This window comes from Methylomonas sp. LL1, from assembly GCF_015711015.1.
Lineage (GTDB): Bacteria > Pseudomonadota > Gammaproteobacteria > Methylococcales > Methylomonadaceae > Methylomonas.
On the sequence record NZ_CP064653.1, the window covers coordinates 4441897 to 4465882 of the forward strand.

General features: G+C 52.9%; 24 protein-coding genes. 11 read left to right on the top strand and 13 right to left on the bottom strand.

Annotated elements, in window-relative coordinates; translation table 11 throughout:
- Positions 1-4: 4 nt before the first annotated feature.
- From IVG45_RS20870 to IVG45_RS20905, 8 genes are read right to left on the bottom strand one after another with little or no spacing between them, the layout of a single operon-like run.
- Positions 5-823, bottom strand: coding sequence for a class I SAM-dependent methyltransferase (locus IVG45_RS20870; RefSeq protein ID WP_196435672.1), 819 nt, complete (start codon positions 821-823; stop codon positions 5-7).
- A 4-nt stretch (positions 824-827) separates the two neighbouring features.
- Entirely contained in the window at positions 828-1886 is a 1059-nt protein-coding gene (gene arsB, locus IVG45_RS20875; RefSeq protein ID WP_196435673.1) for an ACR3 family arsenite efflux transporter, read from the bottom strand.
- Between the two features lie 16 nt (positions 1887-1902).
- Entirely contained in the window at positions 1903-2346 is a 444-nt protein-coding gene (locus IVG45_RS20880; RefSeq protein WP_196435674.1) for an ArsI/CadI family heavy metal resistance metalloenzyme, read from the bottom strand.
- Positions 2343-2888 (bottom strand): arsenate reductase ArsC, encoded by a 546-nt coding sequence (locus IVG45_RS20885; protein ID WP_196435675.1) that lies wholly within the window; start codon positions 2886-2888, stop codon positions 2343-2345. The genes IVG45_RS20880 and IVG45_RS20885 overlap by 4 nt, the downstream gene beginning before the upstream one ends.
- Before the next feature lie 16 nt (positions 2889-2904).
- The gene (arsA, locus tag IVG45_RS20890) at positions 2905-4659 is read right to left on the bottom strand and encodes an arsenical pump-driving ATPase (protein WP_196435676.1); all 1755 of its coding nucleotides are present in this window, start codon (positions 4657-4659) and stop codon (positions 2905-2907) included.
- Positions 4660-4685: 26 nt separating this feature from the next.
- Positions 4686-5294 (bottom strand): arsenite efflux transporter metallochaperone ArsD, encoded by a 609-nt coding sequence (arsD, locus tag IVG45_RS23065; RefSeq protein WP_196435677.1) that lies wholly within the window; start codon positions 5292-5294, stop codon positions 4686-4688.
- Between the two features lie 16 nt (positions 5295-5310).
- On the bottom strand, positions 5311-5790 hold the full coding sequence (locus tag IVG45_RS20900) for an arsenate reductase ArsC (RefSeq protein ID WP_196435678.1): 480 nt from the start codon (positions 5788-5790) through the stop codon (positions 5311-5313).
- 2 nt (positions 5791-5792) lie between these two features.
- Entirely contained in the window at positions 5793-6161 is a 369-nt protein-coding gene (locus tag IVG45_RS20905) for an ArsR/SmtB family transcription factor (RefSeq protein ID WP_196435679.1), read from the bottom strand.
- 345 nt (positions 6162-6506) lie between these two features.
- On the opposite strand from IVG45_RS20905, the gene IVG45_RS20910 reads away from it, so the two are divergent.
- Entirely contained in the window at positions 6507-7145 is a 639-nt protein-coding gene (locus IVG45_RS20910; protein WP_196435680.1) for a DUF5610 domain-containing protein, read from the top strand.
- A gap of 356 nt (positions 7146-7501) precedes the next feature.
- On the opposite strand, the gene murI is transcribed toward IVG45_RS20910, so the two are convergent.
- The 4 genes from murI to IVG45_RS20930 form a co-directional block, all read right to left on the bottom strand.
- Complete coding sequence (murI, locus tag IVG45_RS20915; protein ID WP_196435681.1) at positions 7502-8302, bottom strand: glutamate racemase; 801 nt, start codon at positions 8300-8302, stop codon at positions 7502-7504.
- A 269-nt stretch (positions 8303-8571) separates the two neighbouring features.
- Positions 8572-9609, bottom strand: a complete 1038-nt coding sequence (locus tag IVG45_RS20920; RefSeq protein ID WP_196434802.1) for an IS110 family transposase — start codon at positions 9607-9609, stop codon at positions 8572-8574.
- Positions 9610-10115: 506 nt separating this feature from the next.
- Entirely contained in the window at positions 10116-10262 is a 147-nt protein-coding gene (locus tag IVG45_RS20925) for a hypothetical protein (protein WP_196435682.1), read from the bottom strand.
- Positions 10263-10391: 129 nt separating this feature from the next.
- Positions 10392-11519 carry a fatty acid desaturase family protein gene (locus tag IVG45_RS20930; protein ID WP_196435683.1) on the bottom strand — a complete coding sequence of 376 codons (1128 nt, stop codon included), beginning with the start codon at positions 11517-11519 and terminating at the stop codon, positions 10392-10394.
- Between the two features lie 479 nt (positions 11520-11998).
- On the opposite strand from IVG45_RS20930, the gene IVG45_RS20935 reads away from it, so the two are divergent.
- Positions 11999-13306: a DUF3422 family protein gene (locus IVG45_RS20935; RefSeq protein ID WP_230874677.1), complete on the top strand. Its 1308-nt coding sequence runs from the start codon at positions 11999-12001 to the stop codon at positions 13304-13306.
- A 210-nt stretch (positions 13307-13516) separates the two neighbouring features.
- On the opposite strand, the gene IVG45_RS20940 is transcribed toward IVG45_RS20935, so the two are convergent.
- On the bottom strand, positions 13517-14428 hold the full coding sequence (locus tag IVG45_RS20940; protein ID WP_196435684.1) for a PilZ domain-containing protein: 912 nt from the start codon (positions 14426-14428) through the stop codon (positions 13517-13519).
- 123 nt (positions 14429-14551) lie between these two features.
- On the opposite strand from IVG45_RS20940, the gene IVG45_RS20945 reads away from it, so the two are divergent.
- From IVG45_RS20945 to IVG45_RS20985, 9 genes are all read left to right on the top strand, one after another.
- A complete protein-coding gene (locus tag IVG45_RS20945) occupies positions 14552-15124 on the top strand; it encodes a DUF2799 domain-containing protein (protein WP_196435685.1) in 573 nt (190 codons plus the stop codon).
- Between the two features lie 601 nt (positions 15125-15725).
- On the top strand, positions 15726-15965 hold the full coding sequence (locus tag IVG45_RS20950; RefSeq protein ID WP_196435686.1) for a hypothetical protein: 240 nt from the start codon (positions 15726-15728) through the stop codon (positions 15963-15965).
- Positions 15966-16120: 155 nt separating this feature from the next.
- Positions 16121-16297, top strand: coding sequence for a heavy metal translocating P-type ATPase metal-binding domain-containing protein (locus tag IVG45_RS20955; RefSeq protein WP_196435687.1), 177 nt, complete (start codon positions 16121-16123; stop codon positions 16295-16297).
- Between the two features lie 28 nt (positions 16298-16325).
- On the top strand, positions 16326-16607 hold the full coding sequence (locus IVG45_RS20960; protein ID WP_196435688.1) for a hypothetical protein: 282 nt from the start codon (positions 16326-16328) through the stop codon (positions 16605-16607).
- A gap of 107 nt (positions 16608-16714) precedes the next feature.
- On the top strand, positions 16715-17329 hold the full coding sequence (locus IVG45_RS20965) for a hypothetical protein (RefSeq protein ID WP_196435689.1): 615 nt from the start codon (positions 16715-16717) through the stop codon (positions 17327-17329).
- 67 nt (positions 17330-17396) lie between these two features.
- Positions 17397-19844, top strand: coding sequence for a heavy metal translocating P-type ATPase (locus IVG45_RS20970; protein WP_196435690.1), 2448 nt, complete (start codon positions 17397-17399; stop codon positions 19842-19844).
- Positions 19845-20717, top strand: a complete 873-nt coding sequence (locus IVG45_RS20975) for a sulfite exporter TauE/SafE family protein (protein ID WP_230874678.1) — start codon at positions 19845-19847, stop codon at positions 20715-20717. It abuts the gene before it with no gap.
- 34 nt (positions 20718-20751) lie between these two features.
- Positions 20752-21603, top strand: coding sequence for an SDR family oxidoreductase (locus IVG45_RS20980; protein WP_196435691.1), 852 nt, complete (start codon positions 20752-20754; stop codon positions 21601-21603).
- Positions 21604-22118: 515 nt separating this feature from the next.
- Positions 22119-23936 carry an ABC transporter ATP-binding protein gene (locus IVG45_RS20985; RefSeq protein WP_196435692.1) on the top strand — a complete coding sequence of 606 codons (1818 nt, stop codon included), beginning with the start codon at positions 22119-22121 and terminating at the stop codon, positions 23934-23936.
- The last annotated feature ends 50 nt before the right edge of the window (positions 23937-23986 follow it).

Genomic DNA, 23986 nt, shown 5'->3' on the forward strand with positions numbered 1-23986 from the left:
GGGCTCATTCCTTCGTGGCGATTGCGTAAATGACGTTGGTCTCAATCGCTGTCACTCGCTCTTCAAAAAGACGGGACAAGTTGCCTTGGCGCACACGCTTGAAAGTATCCGGGGCCAGTTGCTCAAGCGTGCCTCGATAGCCGCTGCCCATCGCGATCTTCCACCAATCTTCCGGCTCGTTCAAAGGATGTGTGCCAGATTCGGCCAGGATATCGACAATTTGCACACCGGCTTCCGCCAGCATCTGCCTGAGACCGTCCGGTTCCGAGATGCGCTCCCATGGATTGAAGGCTCGGTGTAAATCCGGGCGTTCAAGATGGATGGCTTCCCAGAAGGCGCCGTTGGCCGGCTCGAACAGATTCGGTCCCCAGGTGGTGATGGCCAGCCGGCCGCCGGGTTTCACCATGCGCCATAATTCCCTGACCGCCGCGTTCATGTCCGGCACGAAAAATATGCCGAACACGCAAACCACCGCGTCGAAGCTGTGATCGGGATAGCCCAAGGCCAGCATGTCGTCGACCCGGAATTCGATGTTGGTCATTCGCTGGGCTTCGGCCTTGGCTCTGGCCAGAGCTATCAGACGTTCGGCGAGATCGGCGGCCACCACGTAGCCTTCCGCGCCAACCCTATCCGCCGCCGGTAGTGCCGAACCGCCGCTGCCGGAACAAACATCCAGCACCCGTTCGCCGCTTTTCAGTTCGAGTCGTTCGATAGTTCGCCGGCCAAAGCGATGCCAGAACGAGCTGACCGGATGGTCGAAGTGGTCGGCGGCGGCGTTGTAGGCCATCGCGGCTTTGGCATTGGCTTGCTGATGTAGGCTCATTGGATTACCCCACGGCGTAAATGCGTTTCCTGAAGAAAAACGCCGCGTTCACCAGTGCAATCATCACCGGCACCTCGATCAACGGCCCGATCACTGCCGCAAACGCCGCGCCGCTGTTGATGCCGAAAACCGCAACGGCCACCGCAATCGCCAGCTCAAAATTGTTGCTGGCGGCAGTGAATGCCAGTGTCGTGGTCTTGCCGTAATCGGCGCCGATGGCCTTGCCCATCAAGAAACTGACCAGAAACATCACCACAAAGTAAATCAACAGCGGTATCGCGATGCGCACCACGTCCATCGGCAATTGCACGATCAGATCGCCTTTCAAGGAAAACATCACCACGATGGTGAACAGCAGGGCGATCAGCGTCAGCGGGCTGATTCTGGGTACAAATTTTTGCTGATACCAGTCCTTGCCCTTGGCTTTGACCAACAGCAAGCGGGTCGTGAATCCGGCGATGAACGGAATACCCAGATAGATGAACACGGTTTTGGCGATTTCGCCTATGGTGATGGCCACCAGGCTGCCTTGCAGCCCGAATAATGGCGGCAGCACGGTGATGAACAGCCAGGCGTAGACACTGAAAAACAGCACCTGGAACACACTGTTGAAGGCCACCAATGCGGCGCAGTATTCGTTGTCGCCGCGCGCCAGTTCGTTCCAGACGATCACCATGGCGATGCAGCGGGCCAGGCCGATCAGGATCAGGCCCGTCATGTATTCAGGATAATCGCGCAAAAAAACGATGGCCAGCACGAACATCAACACTGGGCCGATTATCCAGTTTTGCAGCAGCGAAATACCCAGCACCCGCCAATTACGGAATACATCGCCCAGTTCTTCGTAATGCACCTTGGCCAGCGGTGGGTACATCATCAGGATCAGGCCGATGGCGATCGGGATGTTGGTAGTGCCGACCGATACCGCGCGGTTGAAGTCGGTGACTTCGGTTGGAAATGCAAAACCGATGCCGACGCCGATCGCCATGGCGATGAAAATCCATAACGTCAGGAATCGATCGAGAAAGGATAAGCGGGCATTGGGGCAGTTGGGCGTACTCATTAAAGTCTCCTGATGGTTAACTTACCTGTTCGGGCGCAGAGGGTTTGCAGCAAGCCGAAGCTTGCTCCAGTTTTATGACTTGGTCTTCGCCGAACATAGGAATCGAACTCAAGGAATGGAAAGCCTCCCAGGGAATGCCTTGCGGATCGACGCTCCAGTATTTATCCGATTGCACGTAGCAACAGGCGGCTTGTTTTTGTTCGGTAACCGGCAAGGCGGCTGCGGCAAGACCGTGCTGTACGGCCTCCAGTTCATCGCTCGATTCGACCTGAATACCAAGATGATCCAGTCCCGGCTGGCGGCCGCGACTAGAGATGGCAAAGTTGACCCGCGGATCGTCCAGCAGCCATTTGGCGTAATCGGCTTCGAGAACCGTGGGCGTGCTCTGAAGCAGGGCACTGTAAAAATGAATGTTTTTCTCAAGGTCATCGACGGCGATGTGGATGTGTAGGCGTTTCATGGCGATGGCTCCGGTTGGGCTAGGGTGAACGATGTAGTCTCGGTTTGTTGAGCCCGCGCGATGTCGTCGAGCCGGTAGTTCAGGGTGGCGGCATCCAGTTTGGCTAGCGATAAGCTGCAAAATAGTTCGATGCGCCGTTTCAACAAACAATAGGTGTCGAAAAACAGTTTTTGCATACGCTCTTCGCTGGCATACAGCATGGCCGGGTCTGCTATGTCCCAATGCGCCCGCACCGGTTGGCCTGGCCAGATTGGGCAGGCTTCGCCGGCGGCTTTGTCGCACACGGTAAACACAAAGTCAAAGCGCGGCGCGGCCTCGGTTGCGAATTCGTGCCAATGTTTGCTGCGCAATTCGCTGGTGTCGTGATGGAAGCTTTTCAGCAAACGGATGGCGAGTGGATGTACTTGGCCGATGGGTTGGCTGCCGGCGCTAAGGGCCCGAAATCGGCCGCCGCCGATCTGATTCAGTATGGCTTCGGCCATGATGCTGCGCGCCGAGTTGCCGCTACAGACAAATAACACGATGTAGGTTTTTTCAGTCATGCTGCATCGGGGTGGGTCACGGCTTGCCGGCCAGTTTTGATAAACGCTCGACTCCCACCGGTTCTTCATGCATCAATGGCACCACGGCATAACGCTGGGCGTGTTGGTTGGCGACCGCTTCGATTTCGCGTAGCTCATTGGCGGCGCGTTGTCGCAGCAAGGGCGAATGCACGGTCGTGGCGGCAATGCTGTGGTTGATAATCCAGGCCCAGGGTTCGATGCCGGCCCGGAGCAAGTCGGCTTGCAGATTGGCGGCCTCCAGCACCGGGGTTGTTTCCGCCAACGTCGCAATCAAGACCTTGGTTTGCTTGGGGTCTTGCAATTGCATCATCGGCGTCAGGTAATCAGCGCCACTGGCCATTTGTCGCGACACTTCGCGGTGATAGGCGCCGGTGGCATCCAGCAGTAGCAAGGTATGTCCGGTCGGTGCCGTGTCCATCACCACGAACTTGCTGCCGGCCTCGCGGATGATGCGTGAAAAGGCCTGGAACACGGCGATTTCCTCGGTGCAGGGCGAACGCAAATCTTCTTCCAGCAAGGCCCGGCCTTGATCGTCGAGCTTTGCGCCCCTGGTTTCCAGCACATGCCGGCGATAGTTCTCGGTTTCGACCCGTGGATCGATCCGGCTGACGCTCAGGTTTTCCAGCGCGCCATCCAATGTTTCGCTCAAATGCGCGGCGGGATCGGAGGTGGATAGATGCACCGGCAGGCCACGCCGCGCCAAGTCAACGGCAATCGCGGCGGCCAACGTGGTTTTGCCGACGCCGCCCTTGCCCATCAGCATCAGCAGGCCATGACCGTCTTGGGCAATCTGATCGACCAATTGGGCGAGATTGGGTTGTTCCAGTTCTATAGGCGAATCGACACGGGTTTGCTCTTGCGCGGGTGATTCCAGAAATAGCTGGCGTAGCGCGTCCAGCCCCACCAAATTGAACGGTTTCAGCATGACTTGATCGCGAGGCAGGCCTTGCAACACTTCCGGGATGGTTTGCAACGCGTTTTGTTCGCGTTGATAAATGGCGGCGGCCAAGGGATCGTTGCCGGTTTCGCCATGAGGCAAAATACCGTTGATGACCAGGTGCTGCTTCCTCAGTCCAAGCCCGGCCAGTTCTTGATGAGTGCGGGCGACTTCGCGCAAGGTGGCTTGCTGGGCGCGCGCCACCAGGATCAACCGCGTGCGGGTTTGGTCGGCCAGCGCGTCGACCGCCGATTTGTATTGTTCGCGCTGTTTTTCCAGGCCGGCCAGCGGCCCCAGGCAGGAGGCGTCGCCTTTACCTTGTTCCAGAAAGCCGCTCCAGGCGCCGGGCAGTTGCAACAGTCTTATGGTGTGGCCGGTCGGCGCGGTGTCGAACACGATGTGATCGTAAGCCGCGGTCAGCCCGCTATCGGTCAACAGTGCGGTGAATTCGTCAAACGCGGCAATCTCGGTGGTGCAGGCGCCGGACAATTGTTCTTCTATGCCTTTTACCACCGTTTCCGGCAGCAGGCCGCGCACCGGGCCGACGATGCGGTCGCGGTAGGCTTGCGCCGCCGCTTGCGGATCGATTTCCAGCGCCGCCAGGCCCGGCACGGCCGGAATGGCGGTAATCCGATTGCCGATGTTTATGCCGAATACCTGGCCCACGTTGGAAGCCGGATCGGTGCTGACCAACAATACTTGCCGGCCGCCACTGGCCAGTTGCATGACCGTGGCACAGGCGATCGAGGTCTTGCCAACACCGCCCTTGCCGGTAAAAAACAGAAACTTGGGCGGGTTGATCAGAAATTCCATGGTTGGGTCTCCGGCTTTAGTCAACATTAACGGCAGCAACCGCCGCTTTCGGCCGGCTTCTCGGCGGACGAGACGCCGCAGCAAGCGGAAGCCGTGCTATCGGTCGAGGGTTTATCCAAGATGCGGCTGGCCAGTTCCAGCATGTTTTTGGCGGAGGCCTGTTTGACCATGTCGCCGATCTCGACCGCCTGCTGCATGGCTTGGTTGTCGACCCCGAGTTTGCGGGCTTTGTCGTAATGGAACTTGAAACAGGGCTCGCAGCCGGCGGCTATCGCCGCGCCCAGCGCGATCAATTCCACTACTTGTTCGCTTAGTTGAGACGATGCCGATGCGTTGATACCTGCCCAATGCGCCAGTTCGTCTCGGCTAGGATAACGGCCGGCCAGCATCAGCGCGCCGTCGACCAGAATTACGGGCAAGGCCTCCGCGCCGGAATTTTCCAGAAATGTCTTGACTACCGGGCTTTCGGCAAACGCCATCGGTTGCTGGGCCAGGTTGAAGCGTTCCACGGTTGCCCCGTTTTGCTTGGCCCACTCCACATCGGCGGAAAAGTCGACCAATTGCTGGTCGACGTCCACGCCGCAGACACCGGTGCTGCAGCATAGGGCGGGGTCAAATATTTGTATCGTTGTCATGACGGGACTCCTAAAATTAAGGTAACAGGTTGCCGATGCGGTCCAATTCGACTTTCAAGCGCTCGCGGTCGTTGGCCAATTCGTTCAAGGGCAAGGCCAGAAAGGTTTCGATGCGATGGCGCAAAATGGCGTAAGCGGTCTCGAAAGCTGCTTTGATTTCGGCTTCGCTGCCTTCTGCGTGCGCAGGGTCTTCCACGCCCCAATGAGCGCGCAACGCAGGGCCGAGGTAGGCGGGACATGTTTCGTTGGCTGCGTTGCCGCAAACACTGATAACAATATCCGGCGTCAAGGGCAGATCATTCCAGGATTTGCTGAAATAGCCCGAGGTCGATATACCTTTCTCTTCAAGCAAGGCCAATGCTCGGCTGTTCAGTCTGCCTAAAGGCTTGCTGCCGGCGCTGAGCGCATGCCAGCCTTCACGGGCCAGGTGGTTGAAAAGGGCTTCGCCCATCAGGGAGCGGCAGGAGTTACCGGTGCAAAGAAACAATACATTCATAGTCAAGAGTCCGCTTGGGTGGATGAAGGAATGGGTTTGGTGTCGCAGCAGTCCGCTGTCGAATCTGATTCGAAACACTGCTGGGGATGGCCGGTGCAGCATTCGGCGGTCAGATAAGCGATCAAATCCCGCATCAGGGTTAAATTGGCCCTATAGCGTTGGTAACGGCCCTCGGAGGTGACGTTGATCAGCCCGGAGTAGGTCATCGCCTTCAGATGAAAGGACAGATTGGTGGGCGGCAAGCCCAGTTGCGCGGCGATTTCGCCGGCGACCAAACCGTCGGGCGCGTTTTTGACCAGCAGCCGGTAAACGTCCAGCCTTACGCCGGAGGCCAGCGATTCGAAGATTGTTGTGGCAAGTTGAGTATCCATTGGGCAACTATACAACAATTATTGAACTATTAAAACAATCGCGTGTTGTAAGGGGCCGCATCGTATTAGCTATGCTGATCGTCGGTTGCAGGCTATCTGCGGACATTCCCGCCATCGACATGGAACCAACTTGAACGACTGCTCCCAAGCAATAGGCACTCGTTCACGAATCGCACAATATTCCGGAAAGGCAAGATTTCGGAGAATTAGCGATCACCCTCGTATCCGCATTTGCGTGAAGCGTCCGTCGCCTGTGTAGCCGTTTTGCAAGGTGGGGTAGCGCACAGACGACTTTCACACTTCGGCGTAGATTTAAACGCTATCCTCTACCGGAAGTAAATCGCCATGCTTGAAGAAGATGATTCATCAACGATTAATGCCCGCCTGCCAGATCCTCAGGTCTACACTGTGGTGTCCAGCGCCCGTTCGAACGAAGCACTGTCGGAAAATTCGGCGGTATCGACGTTAGCCAAGACAAAGAGCCAACAGAATGCCGCCATTGTCCAGGCATCGCTTGATGTGTCTATCCAGTCGAAAAACGAGCCACTTGCTTTGCTCCTGAAGACGGCGATCACCGGGATCAATGAATTGCTAAAATCAGAATTTGGCGTCGATGCTATTCAGGCCGCCGCCAGTCAGGACAACACCCCCACCGGCACGGCGGGCCGCATTTTGTCGCTCTCGACTGGCTTTTTTGAGGCATTCAAGCGGAACCATTCAGACGAAAACCCTAACGACGTGTTGACCAAATTCATGGATACCATTCGCAGTGGGTTCGAGAAAGGTGCTAAAGAAGCCCAAGGAATCCTGAAGAGCTTGGGGGTTCTCGGCGGCGATATAGCCAGCAACATCGATAAGACCCTAGAACTGGTCCGGCAAGGCTATATCGACTTTGAAGACGCGCAACGTAGCAGTCTATTGCGCACCTCAAACGGGAGTCCGGCGGACCCTCAGGCAAAACCTGTCTCGACACAAATTCAATAATTCAATTTGGTTTGTTTAAACAACCGACAGAAAACCCCGCGTAGATTAGCGACAGCTTAATCGGAGGGATGTCGACTTCGAAATGTGCGATTTCTCAAGCTAATCTACATTTTGCCTGGCGCCCAAGCTCCAGCTTGGGCGCTTTATCTTGGAAGCTCTGGCTTCCCTTCAAAACAGGAAGCTGGAGCTTCCGAGCCCTGAGTTACCAACCTGGAGGTTGGTAACCAGAGAAACCCCGACTCATTTAATAAGCGCCAGTTCAGTCCTACCGATAAAGGGCTTTGCCTTGCTCAATCAGCCTGCCAACTTGCCCTCTCTGTTGCGAGAGCGACAAAATCAGTTAATTCGGAACGTCCTTATTCGATACCCTGAACCGTCACGTTTTGGCCCCACAATACCGATATGATCGTGCGCGCGTCATCGGGATCGGCGCTTGAGAAAAATCTTGCTTCCGCCGGACGGGGGTGGGGTGTCGATACACACTGGTCGCCGAGTCGGCGAGCGACTTGCCGCGCAACTGCTACGGCCGGATCGACGATCGCAACGTCCGGCCCGACGATGTCGCGGATGAGTTGAGCGAGAAAGGGATAGTGCGTACATCCCAGCACCAGCGTATCGGCGCCGGCCGCCAGCAGCGGCGAGATGTATTCGACCAACAGAGCACGGCTCGCGTCGCTGAGCAACTCAGCCTTTTCGACTTGCTCCACCAAGCCGGGGCAGGGCTGCAACAGGATTTCGATATTCTGGCCGTGGGATTGGCAGAGCCTGGCGACGCTGGGGCTGGCGATAGTCTGGCGGGTAGCCAGTACCCCGATAACGCCGGTTCTGGTGTTTTGCGCCGCCGGCTTAATGGCCGGTTCCATCGCTACCACCGGCACCGGGCACCATGAGCGAATCCTCTCGATCGCCACCACGCTGACCGTGTTGCAGGCAACTACGATTGCCTTGGCGCCCCGGGTGAGCAGAATCTCGGTAATCTTGGTGGCCCTAGCGGCTATAAAGCCAGCATCCCGGTCGCCGTAGGGCGCGTTGCCGGAGTCGGCGACGTAAATCAAGTTTTCCTCGGGAAGCTTGGCGTGGATGGCGTGGAGAACGGACAATCCGCCCACGCCTGAGTCAAATACCCCGATGGGGGCGTCGTTGCCAAGGGCTGTCATAGCTCGGTGCGAAATATCGATATCAAAAGGGCGGAAATCCCTGTTTAAACTTTTCAATACGGGTGTGTTAACCGGTTTGTGCCGAACAAAGTGAAGCGTATCAATTGCGACCGATACGGCATTTTACCTTGGTACATCCTACACTTTTACACAAAACGTGTGAATGGCCTAATGCGTCGGGGGAAGCAACTTTTCGTCAAAAACAAGTTCCCGATATTCGAATGTTCTGTAGATACTCTGTTCCAAGTCAACAAAATTCCATCACTTTTTCACTCAGCGATGATGGGTGTCGGAATGACATAAAACCGTGTGTTATCGAACGGCTGGTCGTGCTTTAGCATGCCATGGATCGCATGCAGTAATTTACGCATCACTGCGCAGACGGCCTGTAAAGGTTTCTTGCCGTTGTCGACCAAGTGCTGGAAATAAGCGCTGACATGGGGATCATGCTGTTTGGCGCTCAAGGCCGGCATATACAATGCCGAGCGAATATGCCGGTTACCCGCCTTGGACAGCCGCATTTTCTTATGTACGCTTTTGCCGGATTCAAAGGCTTTGGGATCGAGCCCGGCAAACTTGACCCATTCGCGATGCGACAGGTTGGGTGGCAATAACAGCAGTTCGCCCATCAAAGCAATGGCGCTGGTTTGGGCAATGCCTTTGATGCCGGTCAGCAACTCAAAAACACGCTTGAGTTCCGGGTGCTGGTTGATCAAGGTCATCGCTTCGGCGGCCAAGGTATCGATGCGTTTTTCCAATTGACTGATCGCCAGCTTGGCATCGCGCAGCAACGCCTTTGGAGTTTCCTGAGTCGCACTCAGTGCATGCAGATGGTTTTTCGCGGCAGCTTTCTGACCGGTCAGCGCATCAATGCGGCGGGCAAACCCGCGCAAAGCCAGGGTCTGATTCGATGGCCGGGTCCAGGCGACAAAGTCCATGCGCTCGACGTATTCGGCCAGGGTATTGGCATCAACGGCATCGGTTTTGCTGTTTCTCATCAACACCTTGGCGAAGTTATGCGAGGCCTTGGGATTGACGACCATCACGGGAATACCGGCGTCATGCAACGCAATTGCCAGGTCGAAATGGTAAATGCCGGTGGCTTCCAGGCAGACTTTGATGCCCGGCAGCTTGATCAGCTTGTTGACCAAGCGGGCACGGTCAGAGCGGGTATTGGCATATTTTTGTGGATCGAACGACTTGCCGTTCTTGCGGATCACCAGCACCAATTCATCGGCTCCGACATCCACGCCGGCAAACAGGCGGTGGATAGATTCAGCGATGGCATTGATTGGGAGGTTCGTCATAATCGTTTTTTAATTCAGTTAAAGGTTAAGTACACTATTCACCGGTTCCCGACCCTGCGCATGCACCTACCTTCCTTGTGTATGCAGGCTCTAAGCCTCGGATACTCCACGGTATGGGTGAATAGGGCGGGGGCCAATCTACAGCACAGGCTCTGGTATTTACCAGTCCTCAGGGGCGAACGGCCTCCCAATGAACGATGACAGCTTAATCGGTTCTTCTAGGCTATCGGTTGTTAAAATTCATCATACAAGGGGGCGAATTCGCTACGCGCTCTTACGGGGCATTCGCCCTGGGCGATTAAAATCGCCCCTTGAATTCAGGGAAATTATTTCCAACCAAATCCTGAGGAATTCGTCACAAATAACTTCCCCTTTGGCAACGGCTCCATGCGTTGCCCTACCATGCAGTGGTCTTTGCCAAAGAGGGGGAATAAATGCGCGATTCGGTGCAATCCGAATGACGGGAAGTTTTTGCAACCATGCCCTAAGCTACTCTCGGCATTAATTCAGCTATAGTCATGAATACTCAGCAATAGCGTAGAAATCGCTAATGCCACCCCAAAAACAGTTACCTTCCAAGCATCGGGACCGATGTTGTGTTTCAGCCAGGATAAAAACGAAAGACTTTGAGTTTTTCTTATTGCTTCAGACATTTATAGACTCCTGTGGGTTGACAACTTTTTGGGAGTCGATTCTATGTGGTGAGTTTTTCTAATTCCGTGAGCTTGATCCCGAATTAGGGTTCTACTCCTATTTCAGCACCTTCTTTACGATGCTCGGCCTCATGACGCAATCGCCGGCTTCAGCATAGAGGTTTTGCCCACCATCACATCCACCGCTTTCAGCAGGCGCTTAAAAACGGATTGTTGGCAATATGGGATATTATGCTTTTTGCACAATGCCTCCACTTGTGGCTGCAATTTCTGATATTGGCTTAACGGCATATCCGGCCATAAGTGATGCTCGATTTGATAATTCAACCAGCCATAGAAAAAGTCATTGAAATTGGACCCGGTCGGATAATTGACCGAACCCAATATCTGCCTCAAGTAAAACTCGCCCTTGCCCTTGGCTTTTTCGTCGAACATCATCACATCGTCGCCGGCATGATTGGGAATCATCACTAGAAAACTGTGCATATTGGTCAAAATTTCCGCCAGTATGGAGTTGATCAATACGCTGACGGCGGCAAATGTGCCCAATGGCAAGAACAACAACGGCAGCAGTACAAAACGATAACCGATATACGGCAAAACACTTTGCAGCCATAGCGCTCGTCCTTGTGGTGTAAACCAACTCCAGGCCCCGAGACGGGTGGTTTCTGGCGCGGGTCGGTCTTGTTGCCGGGCGGCATTGAGAACCAATTCCTTATGAGTGCGGGGGGTGTAATAAATAAACTTCCAGATGCCGGAAAATAACGCTACGATCACATAGCGTTGCCACATCGGCAGACTGGATTGTCTGAGCCATTCCATGTTGTGCTGCGCATTGTTCGGGTCGGCTTTTTCACCCAGTTTGTAATGATGCAATACATCATGTTCGTGATGCCAACCCTCCGTGGTAAACCAATCCGGCCAATCCAGGAAGCGCCGCCAGCCCCTCGCAAATTTTTTACTGGTGTAATTTTTGTCCGCGCCGTCAACTTTGTCATAGGCTCTATGTACTATTGGATGCCCCACTTGCGTCCAACGCGTGAAACTGCCTTGGCTGATGAACAGCGCGGAAATAGGATTGGGCATCAGCCAGGCCGTGCCGTAGCCGATGATAGAGCACACTTTCCCCCAGCGCTCCATGCTTTTTAAATGGTTAAAATCCTCGAGCCCAATATTGGTCAAGGCTTGTTGATGAATTTGGGTGATGTCCTTGGCTAATTGCTCGCGATCGACCGACTGGTAACTATTTAAACTCAAAACGTATTGTCTCTATGAAGTGCAATGATGGGATTTTAAAGCCCGCGCGCCCATGGCTAATAAGCCAATCGACCCAATGACTGTTAAATTTCGGTGGGGCAAAAAAAAGGCCTACGTTTTACCGTAAGCTCTCGATACATTTGATTTCCCCAGTTGGAACTCCAACCGCCAACCTAGCGCTTCACGGCGCTTTGGCCCGCGTACAACCTTGTTTGCCCGCTGATCAAGAAAAATCGTTGAGGAATCTTACACTTGATTTTGTTCAGAGACAATTCTTTTGACGGAAAAGCCGAGCCGCCATTTCCAGCGGACCAAAAACCGGCCCGGAAAGACAGGTTTTAACGTCGGCATCGACTGCTGGGCAGGGCGGTTCAGGCTATGATTGCGCGATGATCGGCTACCTTGGCGCACGGAACGGCTATTCAGCTTGCAGCGAAACGCTGATAAAGTAATACCTCTAAATATTGACCAGAATACTCGTGACCACCTTATTTCAAATCCCCCAAAATCATCCGCAACGGTTTGTCTTGCATAACGAAGTCCATGCCAGGGCATCGTCTATTTTGAGTTTGCCGGTTAGAGCCAGCTATCTTGCATTGTCGCTATCCAGCGAGGAAAAAGCACTGGAACGCCGGCATCTGAAGGCGCTGTGCGAACGATTCGGCGTTACACCGCCGGACAATGACGCCGATCACTTCAGCGCCAATTTCGATGCGTTTCAAATGAGCTGGGAGCAACACGGAGAATTCAGCACTTACAGTTTTTATGCTTACGACTCGGATGGAGAGCCGTTTTCGGACCCCGCTTTAAAAAAAGTTCCGGTTGATTGGTTATCGCGGATCAACGGGCAAGTGATCGTTGCGGCTCATGCTAGCGTGGTGTCGGCGGCGGACGTGAATTATCAGGACGAAATGGACTTGTCGCCTTTAATGGCATACTTTGCCGGCAACCCTATCGTCGGCTCCAAAGTGACCGGTGGTGCCGCCGCCGTTTTCACCGATTTCCGGATTCATGTGGATGGCTTCAGCCGTTTTTTGGTGGTGAATCATAATTTAAGAACCGCGCAGGCCGGGCGGCTGTTGCATCGGTTATTCGATATTGAAGTTTACCGGGTCATGGCGCTATTGGCGTTTCCGATCGCGCGCAAATTGTATCCGGAACTAAAGAAGGCCGATCGGCAGTTGTATACCATCACTAACTCGATGACACAGCCGGATAACGACGACGCCAAACTGCTGGATGAATTAACGGCATTGGCGGCGGAAGTGGAAAACCATATTTCGACCCATCAATTCCGTTTTGCCGCCGCCAGCGCTTACTATCAACTGGTCGGGCAACGCCTGTCGGACTTGCGTGAAGTGCGGATTCAAGGCATTCAAACCTTGGGCGAATTCATGAAACGGCGCCTGGAACCGGCCATGACTACCTGCAATTCGGTATCGCACCGTTTCACATTGGTTTCGGAACGCGTCAGCAATGCCAGCCAGTTATTGCGTACCAAGGTTGATATTCTGATCGAACGGCAAAATCAAGGCTTGTTATCGTCGATGGCCTTGCGGGCGAAAATGCAGTTGCGCATGCAACAAATGGTTGAAGGTATCTCGATGGTGGCCATTACCTATTATGCCGCAAGCCTAATCGGCAAAATCGCCGAAGCCTTGCATGGCCTGGGTTGGCATGTTGATGCCGAACTGGTTGAGGGAGTATCGATTCCTTTTATTTTGGTCATCATCGCCATCAGTACCAAACGGATTCATAAAATTATTGCCAGCACTACCGATTCGTAGGTTTTTAAGGCTGCACTAAATTAACTTTTTCGACGGGGAAAACGGTATAAGTGGTTGATTTCGTTCATGGCGAGATAGTTGAGCCATGAGTCAAATCTTTGTATGGGTTTGTTTTTTGCTGATTAAGCCGGCATGGCCTCAAAAAAAGTTCAGCCGGCCAAATTTCAAACTGAACCACGGCCTTACAGGGGTGAAGCTTGTGCGAGTGTCTCACATGCCGAAGTAAACATAGCAGGCTACCGCGGTGCTTCCCAAGCCGATAATTTTGATTTTATTTGCTAAGGTCTGTTCGCTCCAATAATAAAGGCAGCTGGATTTCTTGCGTGACCAGTATTGAAGTAGGCTGTTTTTCAACCGCAGGAAAATCGCGGGGAGCATCCGGCCCAAAAAGTACAATGCGCCAAGCCCCAACGTGGCCAGTAGATAAAATACGATCAGTTGAGTCTGATGGCGGTCGGTGTGGAACAGGTGTTCAACGATATGATCCAATCCCAATTCCAGGTATTCGAAAGCTATGTGCGATAGGTGCAAAACTATCTCAAGCAGTTGGTGTTCCACGCTGAGCAGTAGATCGAAAGCTTGGTCGGGAGCCGCCAAAATAGTCAATAATAAAAGGGCTATAAACCCGTTCAAGATCCATTGCCGTTTTTTTCTTCCGTCGACAAATCGCTTCAATAACTCGCTATCTTCGCGCGTAATATTGACAAATTGAGCACCGATTGAATAAGGGTAGCGGTCGCTTTCGAAAGGATTGCTGGGTTTGCAATAAACCACTTTGCAGCAGCTCATGACGGCCGTCATGCTGGATAGCAAAAGGATTCTGAGCATCAGAAAGTCGCCGGGTTGTAACTTGTCCTCGCAGGTAAAAGCAATGCCGCTGGAACTAATATTGACATTCAGTGTGTCGTTTTCCTTGCTTTGCGAGAATGGAAATGATGAATCGGCGGTCGAGCGGTCGGCTGATTGATGTTGGCTGTAATCCTGTAAAACGTTGTCAAACTGAGGCGGGGTGTCGGTCGGTTGATCGTGCTCAATTTTTTGGTAAAACAGATTTGCCTGTTCATATACCCGAAACGCATGCCTGCGATTTGATTTTTTGTTGTTTGGCGCTGTCGCTGGCATTGAAAATCTCGGATCCTGGTTATCACATCCGGCAGATAGTAGCTAAATATGCAATGTTAATACAATGGAACACTGGTGTTTATTTTTCAGGCCAATCGGAATAACCTATTCGGCAATAAATTTATGCAAGAGAAAAGTCATTTGCAACGCTTAATTGGGTTTCTGAGTATCATTTTTTTAGCCGGCTGCGCCACGTTAAGTCAGGAAGAATGCGTGCGCGGTGATTGGTTTGGATTGGGTATTCGCGACGGCCATGCCGGTGAAACAAATAGCCGCCTTTATGAGCACCAAAAGGCTTGCTCTGAATATGGCATTGCGCTGAATAATGAAGCGTATTTTGCCGGGCGCGAGCAAGGGCTGTGGGACTACTGTCGGCTTGATAACGCCTTTAGAACCGGTTTGGAGGGGCAACCGTATCGTCACGTGTGTCCGCCATCAATCGATGCCTTGTTTCAGCGCTACCATTCCGCTGCTTTTGCTGTTTATGCGGCGCGCGCCGATCTGGATAGGCTCGATGACGAACTTTCCAGTAGGGAATACAATCTGCAAGATAAAAAATTAACCGATAAAGAGCGGGCAAGGATTCGTCACGACATTAGGGATTTGGATCGCAGGCGCGACCAGCTACGCCATGACCTGTATTACCACGAGCGGCTACTGGATGATTTCCGCCGCGAAGCCAATTCATATCGCTAAATAACGCCGGAGCGCTGCTTTGTTCACGCGGGTCGATTTCAATCGCCACCATTGGAATCAATGGTTTGCCATTCGTCCAGATTCTGTAGAAGGATCGGATAAGGGCTGTCTTTAGTGTCGTTTAGTCGTACTTGATCGGCTATGCCGTGGCTGTTTTATTTGGCTATGTTTGCGTTAATCGTTGAAACAACATCGAAACCGGGATTTGCGCCATAAGTATCAAGGTGAAAAACCTTCGCCATCCCTGGCGTCTGGACTCGGCAGTGCATGCCGGGGCGACGCTAACTTTATGGTGGTTGTCGGGCTTAACCAGCATTCGAGGTGTGGCGTTGTTTGCTCCGAAAGTCACGCCAGTCTAGGCGTTTGCGGTGCGATCGGTTGGCGAGGTTGTCATTCCAAAAGGATAAAGATTTGAAGTAGCGTAAGTAGGGCTATAAAAAAACTATGTTATATGACATAATAAAACTGAGTTAGATAGCCTGATTTTTACGATTCTTACGGGTTTTTTATTTTTTTATCAATAAAAACAATGTCGTGAATCATGGCATCTTTTATGCCTCATCTTTCCAGTGATTTATTTTTACTTGGTGAGGTTAAAAGTATGGCTCAAGAGTTAATCGCTTCTAATTACGTGGCAACAGCGGAACAAATCAATACCGGCGCGTTGATGCTGGGAGCGGGATTGGCTTTGACATCAATGATTCTGCTGCCGGCCTTGGCCATGCGTTTGGGCTTGAGTGCGAGCCTGACCGGCGCATTGAGAATCGCCTTGATGAAGGCGTCTAGTCGTGCGGTTGCCGTCCGGGCGCCCGATCAAAATCAACAACGCTTGTTGCGTTGAGCTGATGGGACGGTTGTAGTACTCCGGGAGGTGGCTATTTTATTGTGGGCTTTGATTGATTTGGTCGGTTTGCTTTGTTGTTTTAGTAAGACGGAAAGTTATAATGCTCGCCTTATTCCGTTGGGTTTTCTTTATAAATCTGCTCTGAATTGACAATGAATGATAATAAAAAACAGTGTGATCTTTGCGGTCTGGATGTCGAAGTCGAAGGGTTTGAACTAAAAACCATTGAAGGTGACAAACGCTTCTGTTGCGAAGGATGCAAGGGCATTTATCAGATGTTGCATGAAGATCAGGTATTAGCCGAAACACCCGACGATGCAAAAAATTAAATGAATTAAGCACGAGGGTATCGTATTTATGGCACACAATCAGCAAACAAAAGATTCCATGGGCAAGCAAGTCATGGCGGGCACATTGGCAACCGCGACAGTCAATACCGGGGGAAAATTAATGAGTAAAGTCACCAAGCATCCGCTGCTGGTTTTCGGCCTGGGCATGGTTGCCGGCTATTTTGTATATAAATACCGGAAAGATATTATCGCCGGTGCCACCAAAACCATTGATGCCGGTAAGGATTTTGTATTGCATCAAAAAGAGAATCTGGAAGATTTGGTTGCAGAGGCCAAGGAAGATAAATAATTCCGCCATTGTGTGATGCGTTGATTCATCTCTACGTGTAGTTTTAATTTGAAACGGGCGCGCCTGCTTTACAGGTTCGCCCGTTTTGCTTTTGTATCGTGTTGATTATGGCTATCCAAAAAGAATTCGTATTGCGTTACCGGTCGGAGGGGCATGTTCGCTTCCAGATACCGCGGCGGGCCACTCAAGCGCAAGTCGCTAAACTGATCACCGACAACATTTTGGCGATTGAGGGTGTTTATGCCGTCAGTTTGTTTCGGCGTTCAAAAAAACTGGTGATCCGCTACCATGAAAATGTCTTGAGTTTTATCGATATGGCCAGACAACTGCATGTCGCTTTGGCGGCATTGGAGCAACAAGGCTGGTTCGATCCTCAAGCAATTGTCGAGTTATCCAAAAAACCACGGTTGGGCCTGAAACACAAGTTCAAGGCCGGTAAAATCAAGCGCTGGTTCGGTGAAAAAGTTACGGCGGCCAAGGAAACCGCGCAAGCGGCCAAATTGTTGGGCAAATTGAGTAGCAAAGGCCCTACAGCCTTGATCAAGGATCCTGAAAAAGCGATTATCGGTTTTTTAAACGATATTTTGGTGTTGTATCTGATCAAGGTGCATTGGACCCGGATCACTCAACAATGGCTGGTGAAACCCTTCGTGCATCGCTATGAATGGTTGGCTACGTTTTACCTCTTCTTCCTGTTAGTGCGTTCGCGCAGACCCAAATAGTTTTCCGATCCGGCGGCTGATGTGGCTCACAGCCGCCGGATTGGCGGATCATTGTTCAGAGGAACCCATGGACTCCGATATTCGCGATTACAAACATTTTACTATTCAGCATCAATTAACAAACCGTGTCCGCATCATTACCCCGGTGTTGAAAGACGATCCGGAGCGCGGCTATATCCTGGAAATTCTGCTGAAAAAACGCCCGGAAATCAGCGTTGTTCGATCGGTTTTCGGGATCGGTTCGGTGGTGGTCGAATTTGACTCCAGCCGCCTGCCGAAAAAAAACCTGTTGATCATGCTGGATGCGGTGTTGGGTAATATCGCTCAAAAACAGCCGACGGTTAAGAACAACAAGAAAAAGCAGTTCGAAGGCCCGGTGCAGGACATCGATTTGGCGGTGGAAGGCATGAGCTGCGCCTCTTGTGCCTTATTGATCGAAATGGTGCTGAACCGCGACGAGCGAGTCAAAACCGCCAGCGTCAATTTCGCCACCCAAACCGTCAATGTGCAGGGGCAGTTGAGCAAGGCTGATGTGGTGCATCAAATCGAAAAACTGGGCTATAGCGCCTTGATGGTGGATACCCTATCGCAAAGAAAGAAGCTCATCGAAAAGGAGCATCATCGAATTGACGCGGCCCGGCGTCGATTTGTATGGGCAGGGCTTTTGACCATACCCGTGGTCGGCGTGGCGATGGCGATGAATACCTCGCGTTGGGCGCACTGGTTGCAATTTGCCTTGACTACCCAAGTAGTGTTCGGCACCGGCAGCCAATTTTTCGGTAAAGCCTACCGTCTGGCCAAACAGCGAGCGGCCAACATGGATACCCTGATCGCCCTGGGCGTGGGCTCGGCTTATGGCTACAGCGTACCGTCCTTGTTCCGCCAACGCGGTCATGTCTATTTCGAAGCCGCCGCCGCGATTATCACCTTCGTGTTGTTGGGACGCTATCTGGAAGAGCGCGCCAAGGGCAAGGCCGGCGAGGCTATCCGTAAGTTGGTGGATCTACAACCGCAAACCGCCACCTTGCTGAAAGACGGTCAGGAAATCGTGGTCGATGTCGACGAGGTTCTGGTCGGCGATTGGGTGTTGGTGCGGCCTGGGGAACGGATTCCGACCGACGGCAAGGTAGTGTTTGGTTTATCCACGGTCGATGAGGCCATGGTCACCGGTGAAAGCATGCCGGTGGTCAAAAATATTGGCGATGCGGTGATTGGCGGGTGCGTGAACGGCAACGGCGTACTGCATGTGGAAACCACGGCGGTGGGCATGGATACCGTGCTGGCCGGGATTGTACACATGGTCGATCAGGCTCAGGCCACCAAACTACCGATACAAAAACAGGTCGATAAAATTTCCGCCGTTTTCGTGCCGTCGGTTATGGCGATTTCCGCCGCGACTTTGTTCGGCTGGATGTTGGCCGGCGCACCGTTCGCCTTCGCCTTCGGCAACGCGATTACCGTGCTGTTGATAGCCTGTCCCTGCGCGCTGGGTTTGGCGACTCCGGCGGCGATCATGGTCGGTACCGGTCAGGCGGCTAAAAAAGGCGTTTATATCCGCAACGGCGAGAGCCTGGAAGTGGCCAGCCATCTGAATGCGATCGTGTTCGATAAGACCGGCACCATTACCGAAGGCAGACCCAAAGTCAGCGAAGTGTTTAATCTGTCGGGATTTGACGATGCTGTATTGGTAACGCTGGCGGCCTCCGCCGAACACGGTTCCGAACATTTTCTGGGTAAAGCCATCGTCGAGTTTGCCCGCCAAAAAAATATCGAGCTGCGCGAGTGCAGTTATTTTTACAGTGAAACCGGTCGCGGTATCCGCGCCGAAGTGGATGGTTATAAATTATTGCTGGGTAATCAAGACTGGTTGCGTAGTCAAAACACCGATATTTCCAAGTTGGAGTTGGCGGCGGACCGGTTTGCGGAGCAAGGAAAAACTCCGGTATTTATGGCGATCAACGGCGAGGCGGCGGCGATTTTTGCCATTGCCGATAATCCGCGTCCAGAGGCCGCCGCCGCGATTATGCGTTTGCATGAATTGGGCATTAAAACCCTGATGGTGACCGGCGATACCGAAAAAACCGCTTATTACATTGCCGACCGGGTCGGTATCGCCGATGTGGTGGCCAACGCCAAGCCGGACGAAAAATTGCGGATCATTCAGCAGTTGCAGAGCGAGGGGTTTCGGGTCGGCATGATAGGCGACGGTATCAACGATGCGCCGGCGCTGGCGGCGGCCAATGTCGGCTTTGCCATCGGCAGCGGCACCGATGTGGCGATCGAGTCGGCGGATTTGACCCTGGTGCAGGGCGATATTTCCAAGGTCACCGAAACCATAGAGCTCAGCGCATTCACGATACGCGTCATCAAACAAAACTTATTCTGGGCCTTTGGTTATAACACCATCGCAATTCCGGTGGCGGCCTGGGGCAAACTGAATCCGATGATAGCATCGGCGGCGATGGCGTTGAGTTCGGTTTCGGTCATTGTTAACTCATTACGATTAAACAAATAAATGGAAAACAGTATGGAGGGCATGGATCATTCCGTGCATGCGATGAACCACATGGATCATGCGATGCACGGCATGGCGGAGGTCGCATCCGCCACCGGTTTTGACTATTCGCTGGCCTTTGTCGCCGGCTTTTTAGGCAGCGGCCATTGTTTGGGCATGTGCGGGGCGTTGGTATCCGGTTATTTCATGAAAACCGGCAAAAACAAGAGTTATTTGCCGTATTTTGCCTACCAATTCAGCCGCATCAGTGTGTATACCGCGGTTGGCGTGCTGGCGGCCTCGCTGGGAGTAGTGCTGGTGTCCAGCGGCATGTTCGGTAAGTTGCAAAGCATTTTGCAAATGTTGATCGGCTGTGTGGTGATCATCCTGGCCTTGGGCATTTTAGGCTGGATACCCTGGCAGGGCTCGATCCGTTTGATCCCGATGCAAGTGCTGCGAAAAGGCTACGCCAGTGCCAGCCAAAAAGGCCCGGTATTGGGCGCGATGACGGCAGGATTATTAAACGGCCTGATGCCGTGCCCCTTGACCTTTGCGATGGCGGTAAAAGCCACCACAGCCACCAGCTTGCTGGAGGGTGGCGCACTGATGCTGGCCTTTGGCGCCGGCACCTTGCCGATGATGCTGTTTATCAGCGTGGCCTTCGGCAAGATGAGCGCAAAGTTGCGCGGCTTTATGTACAAGTCCGCGGCCGCGATCATGATGTTCATGGGCCTCAATACCATCCATAAAGGTCTGAGCTTTTATCTGGACGAGGATTTCAGGCACAGTACCTTTCTGATGATGGTCAAAACCAAGCTGGATGCGTTCGACGTATTCATAGGTCAAACCATGGATTACATTGCCGGCATGATCAGCGCGATTCAGTCCATGTGATGAGCTGGGTTTATTCGTTTCTTCGAGGTCATTATTGGCCAGCATTCTAGTCGTCGGTTGCGGCGATGTCGGTTACCGGGTGGCGCTGGCTTTGCGAGGGCTGGGGCATCGGGTAGTCGGGCTTAAGCGACAGCCGCCGCCGGCGCCATCCTCCTTTCCCATCCTGACCGCCGATATTCGGCGAGCTTCCACGCTGACTGCTGTATCCACCGAATTTGATCTGCTGTTATTTATCGTCTCGCCCGGCAGTCGAGAACCGGATGCTTATCGGGCCGTGTACGAGATTGGCTTGAATAATCTGCTGACACACTTTGCCACGGCCGGGCGGGCGCCGAAATGGTTGATGGTTTCGTCAACCAGTGTCTACGGCCAAAATCGCGGCGAATGGGTGGATGAATCCAGCGTCACCGAACCTCAATCGGCCACCGCGCAGTGGCTGGTTGCGGCCGAGCAACGTTTATGGATGGCCGACGCCAGTCATTGTGTGGTTCGATTCTCTGGCATCTACGGCCCCGGCCGCGACTGGTTGTTACGGCGGGCGGCACTAGGCGAAAGCATTCAACAACAACCGCCCACCTATACCAATCGCATACATCGCGACGATTGTGTGGCGGCGCTGGTATTTTTAATCGAAAAACAATTGGCCGGCGCCGGCTTGCAGTCTTGCTATCTAGCCAGTGATAACGAGCCGGTGCCGTTGTGGGATGTGATGTGTTGGATCGCCGATCAATACCAATATCCCACGCCCACGGCCTTGACCATGCCGGCCGACACCGGGCAAAACAAGCGTTGTAGCAATGCGCGGCTCGCCGCGCTGGGTTATGTATTTTTGTATCCAAGCTACCGCGACGGCTATCTGAAGCCGCCAAAGCCGGAGGCTGTCTAAATTTTACACAATTCAAGATAAGGTATTGATAGATATGATTTAATCTAATCAATTCGCACATTATCTACAAACTTATCCACATGAATTGGGGATAAACCGGATTAATTCGAAATCATCTCGGGATAACTTGGGTTGTCAGTGGCTTGGCCGTGTCAATACCCAAGGCTGTTTAAAATTTAGACAATTCAAGTCAACTATTTGAAAAGTAAAGATATTTAATTTTAAATATCAGCTTGTCTACAACATTATCCACAGATTATGGGGATAACCGTGGATAGACAAAATACGCGGTTTTTTCGATGAATACGGTGAGGACAGGATGGGTTTTAGCCGTGCTCAAAAATCAACATGTTATTTAACTCATTGATATATGGATTATATATTGACTATTACGCAAGTTATCGACAATGTTGTCCACAGAAAATGTGGATAACTGTTTTATTATGTGCTCCATGTTGAAAACTATGCCGCGCTAGCGGATGTGATAACTATCGATTTAACTTTGTTAGCCGAACATGAAATCCAATACCGCCGATAAGCCTTTCCAACGCGCCGCCGTGGCGCCAGCGCTGCCAACACACACGGTCAGTTTTATTATTTTTTGTCTGCGCCGGTTTCGGGCCTTGGTTTTGCTGATGATGTTGCTGGAAGCCGGGCAGGCCGCTGGTAGTATTCTGGTGCCCTATGCAATCAAGGCCTTGATGGATGCGGTCGCGGTTCAGCCGAATACCGAGGCTTTGTGGGAAACCTTCAAGCAGCCTTTGTTGTTGCTGGCGGGGATCAATCTGGCCGAGATTCTGTTCAGCCGCGCCAGCGGCGCGCTGCTGATCATCATGGGGCCGCGCTTACGCCAACGCACCAGCCGTTTGCTCTATGCTTATTTGCAACAACATTCGCCGCGTTATTTCGGCAATCATTTTGCCGGCAGTCTGGCGCACCGGGTCAGCGAAACCGCGATGAGCGTCAATCATACTACTTGGTCGGTACTGTGCGATTTCTGGCCGATCAGCGTGACCTTTATGGTGTCGGTGGTATTGTTGCTGAATGTGCATACCGGCTTGGGTGGATTCGTGGCCGGCTGGGTGTTCTTGTACGTGGCTTCATCCTATTGGCTGGCGACCCGCTGCCAACCCTATACGCAAAATTATGCCGCCACCCGCAGCCTGGTGAACGGCAAGATCGTCGACGTAGTCACCAACATACTGAATGTCAAGCTGTTTGCTCGGCTGGATTACGAACGGGAATATTTGGACGGTATTCTGGAAACCGAAGTGCGGGAAGGTCGGCGTACCTTCTGGTATATGGAACGGGTGCGCTGGTTTCAGTTTACCGCCGCGGCCATACTGAAAATCGGCACCATAGGCTATGCCTTGATGTTATGGAGCCGGGGCGACATCAGCGTCGGCGATTTTGCGATGAGCACGGGCCTGGCGCTGCTGATCATCGGTGACGCCCGCAACCTGACCCGCCGCTTCCTGGAGTTCTTCGAATATGTCGGCAACGTCGCCAATGGGGTCGATACCATCGTCAAGCCGCATGAAATCATCGATGCGGAAAATGCCCAGCCTTTGCAGGTGAGGGAAGGGCGGATCGAATTTCGTGAGGTCTGTTTTGCCTACGAAACCGGCCGGCCGGTATTCGAGAATCTGAATGTCGAAATCCAGCCGGGGCAGCGAGTGGGCTTGGTCGGCTTTTCCGGCTCAGGCAAATCGACCTTTGTCAGCCTGATTTTGCGCAACTATGAACCGCAGTCCGGCCACATCCTGATCGACGGGCAGGACATTGTTCAGGCTACCCAGGAGTCCTTGCACCGGCAGGTCAGCTTGATCCCGCAAGATCCCAGCCTGTTTCATCGCAGCCTGAAGGAAAATATCGCCTATGGCCGCCTGCAAGCCAGCGACGACGAGATACGCGAAGCAAGCCGTCTGGCGCATGCCGACGGCTTCATCGAGGCCATGCCGGAAGGCTATGACGCCCTGGTAGGCGAACGCGGCGTCAAGTTGTCGGGCGGTCAACGCCAACGGATCGCGATTGCCAGGGTCATGTTGAAGGATGCACCGATTCTGATCTTGGACGAGGCGACTTCCAGCCTGGATTCCGTCACCGAAAAGACCATACAGGAAAATTTGGATAGAGTCATGGGGCGTAAAACCGTGATCGCGATTGCCCACCGCTTATCGACCATTGCCCATCTGGACAGGATTTTGGTATTCGACCAAGGCCGGATAGTCGAGGACGGCAGCCATGATGATTTACTGGCCAAGAAAGGCTTTTACCACCAATTATGGGCCATGCAAGCGGGCGGCTTTTTACCGGATCAGCAGGGCGAATGAGTTGGACAAAATGATTTTCGAAGATGATCCTGCCGGACCCGTTTGGGATG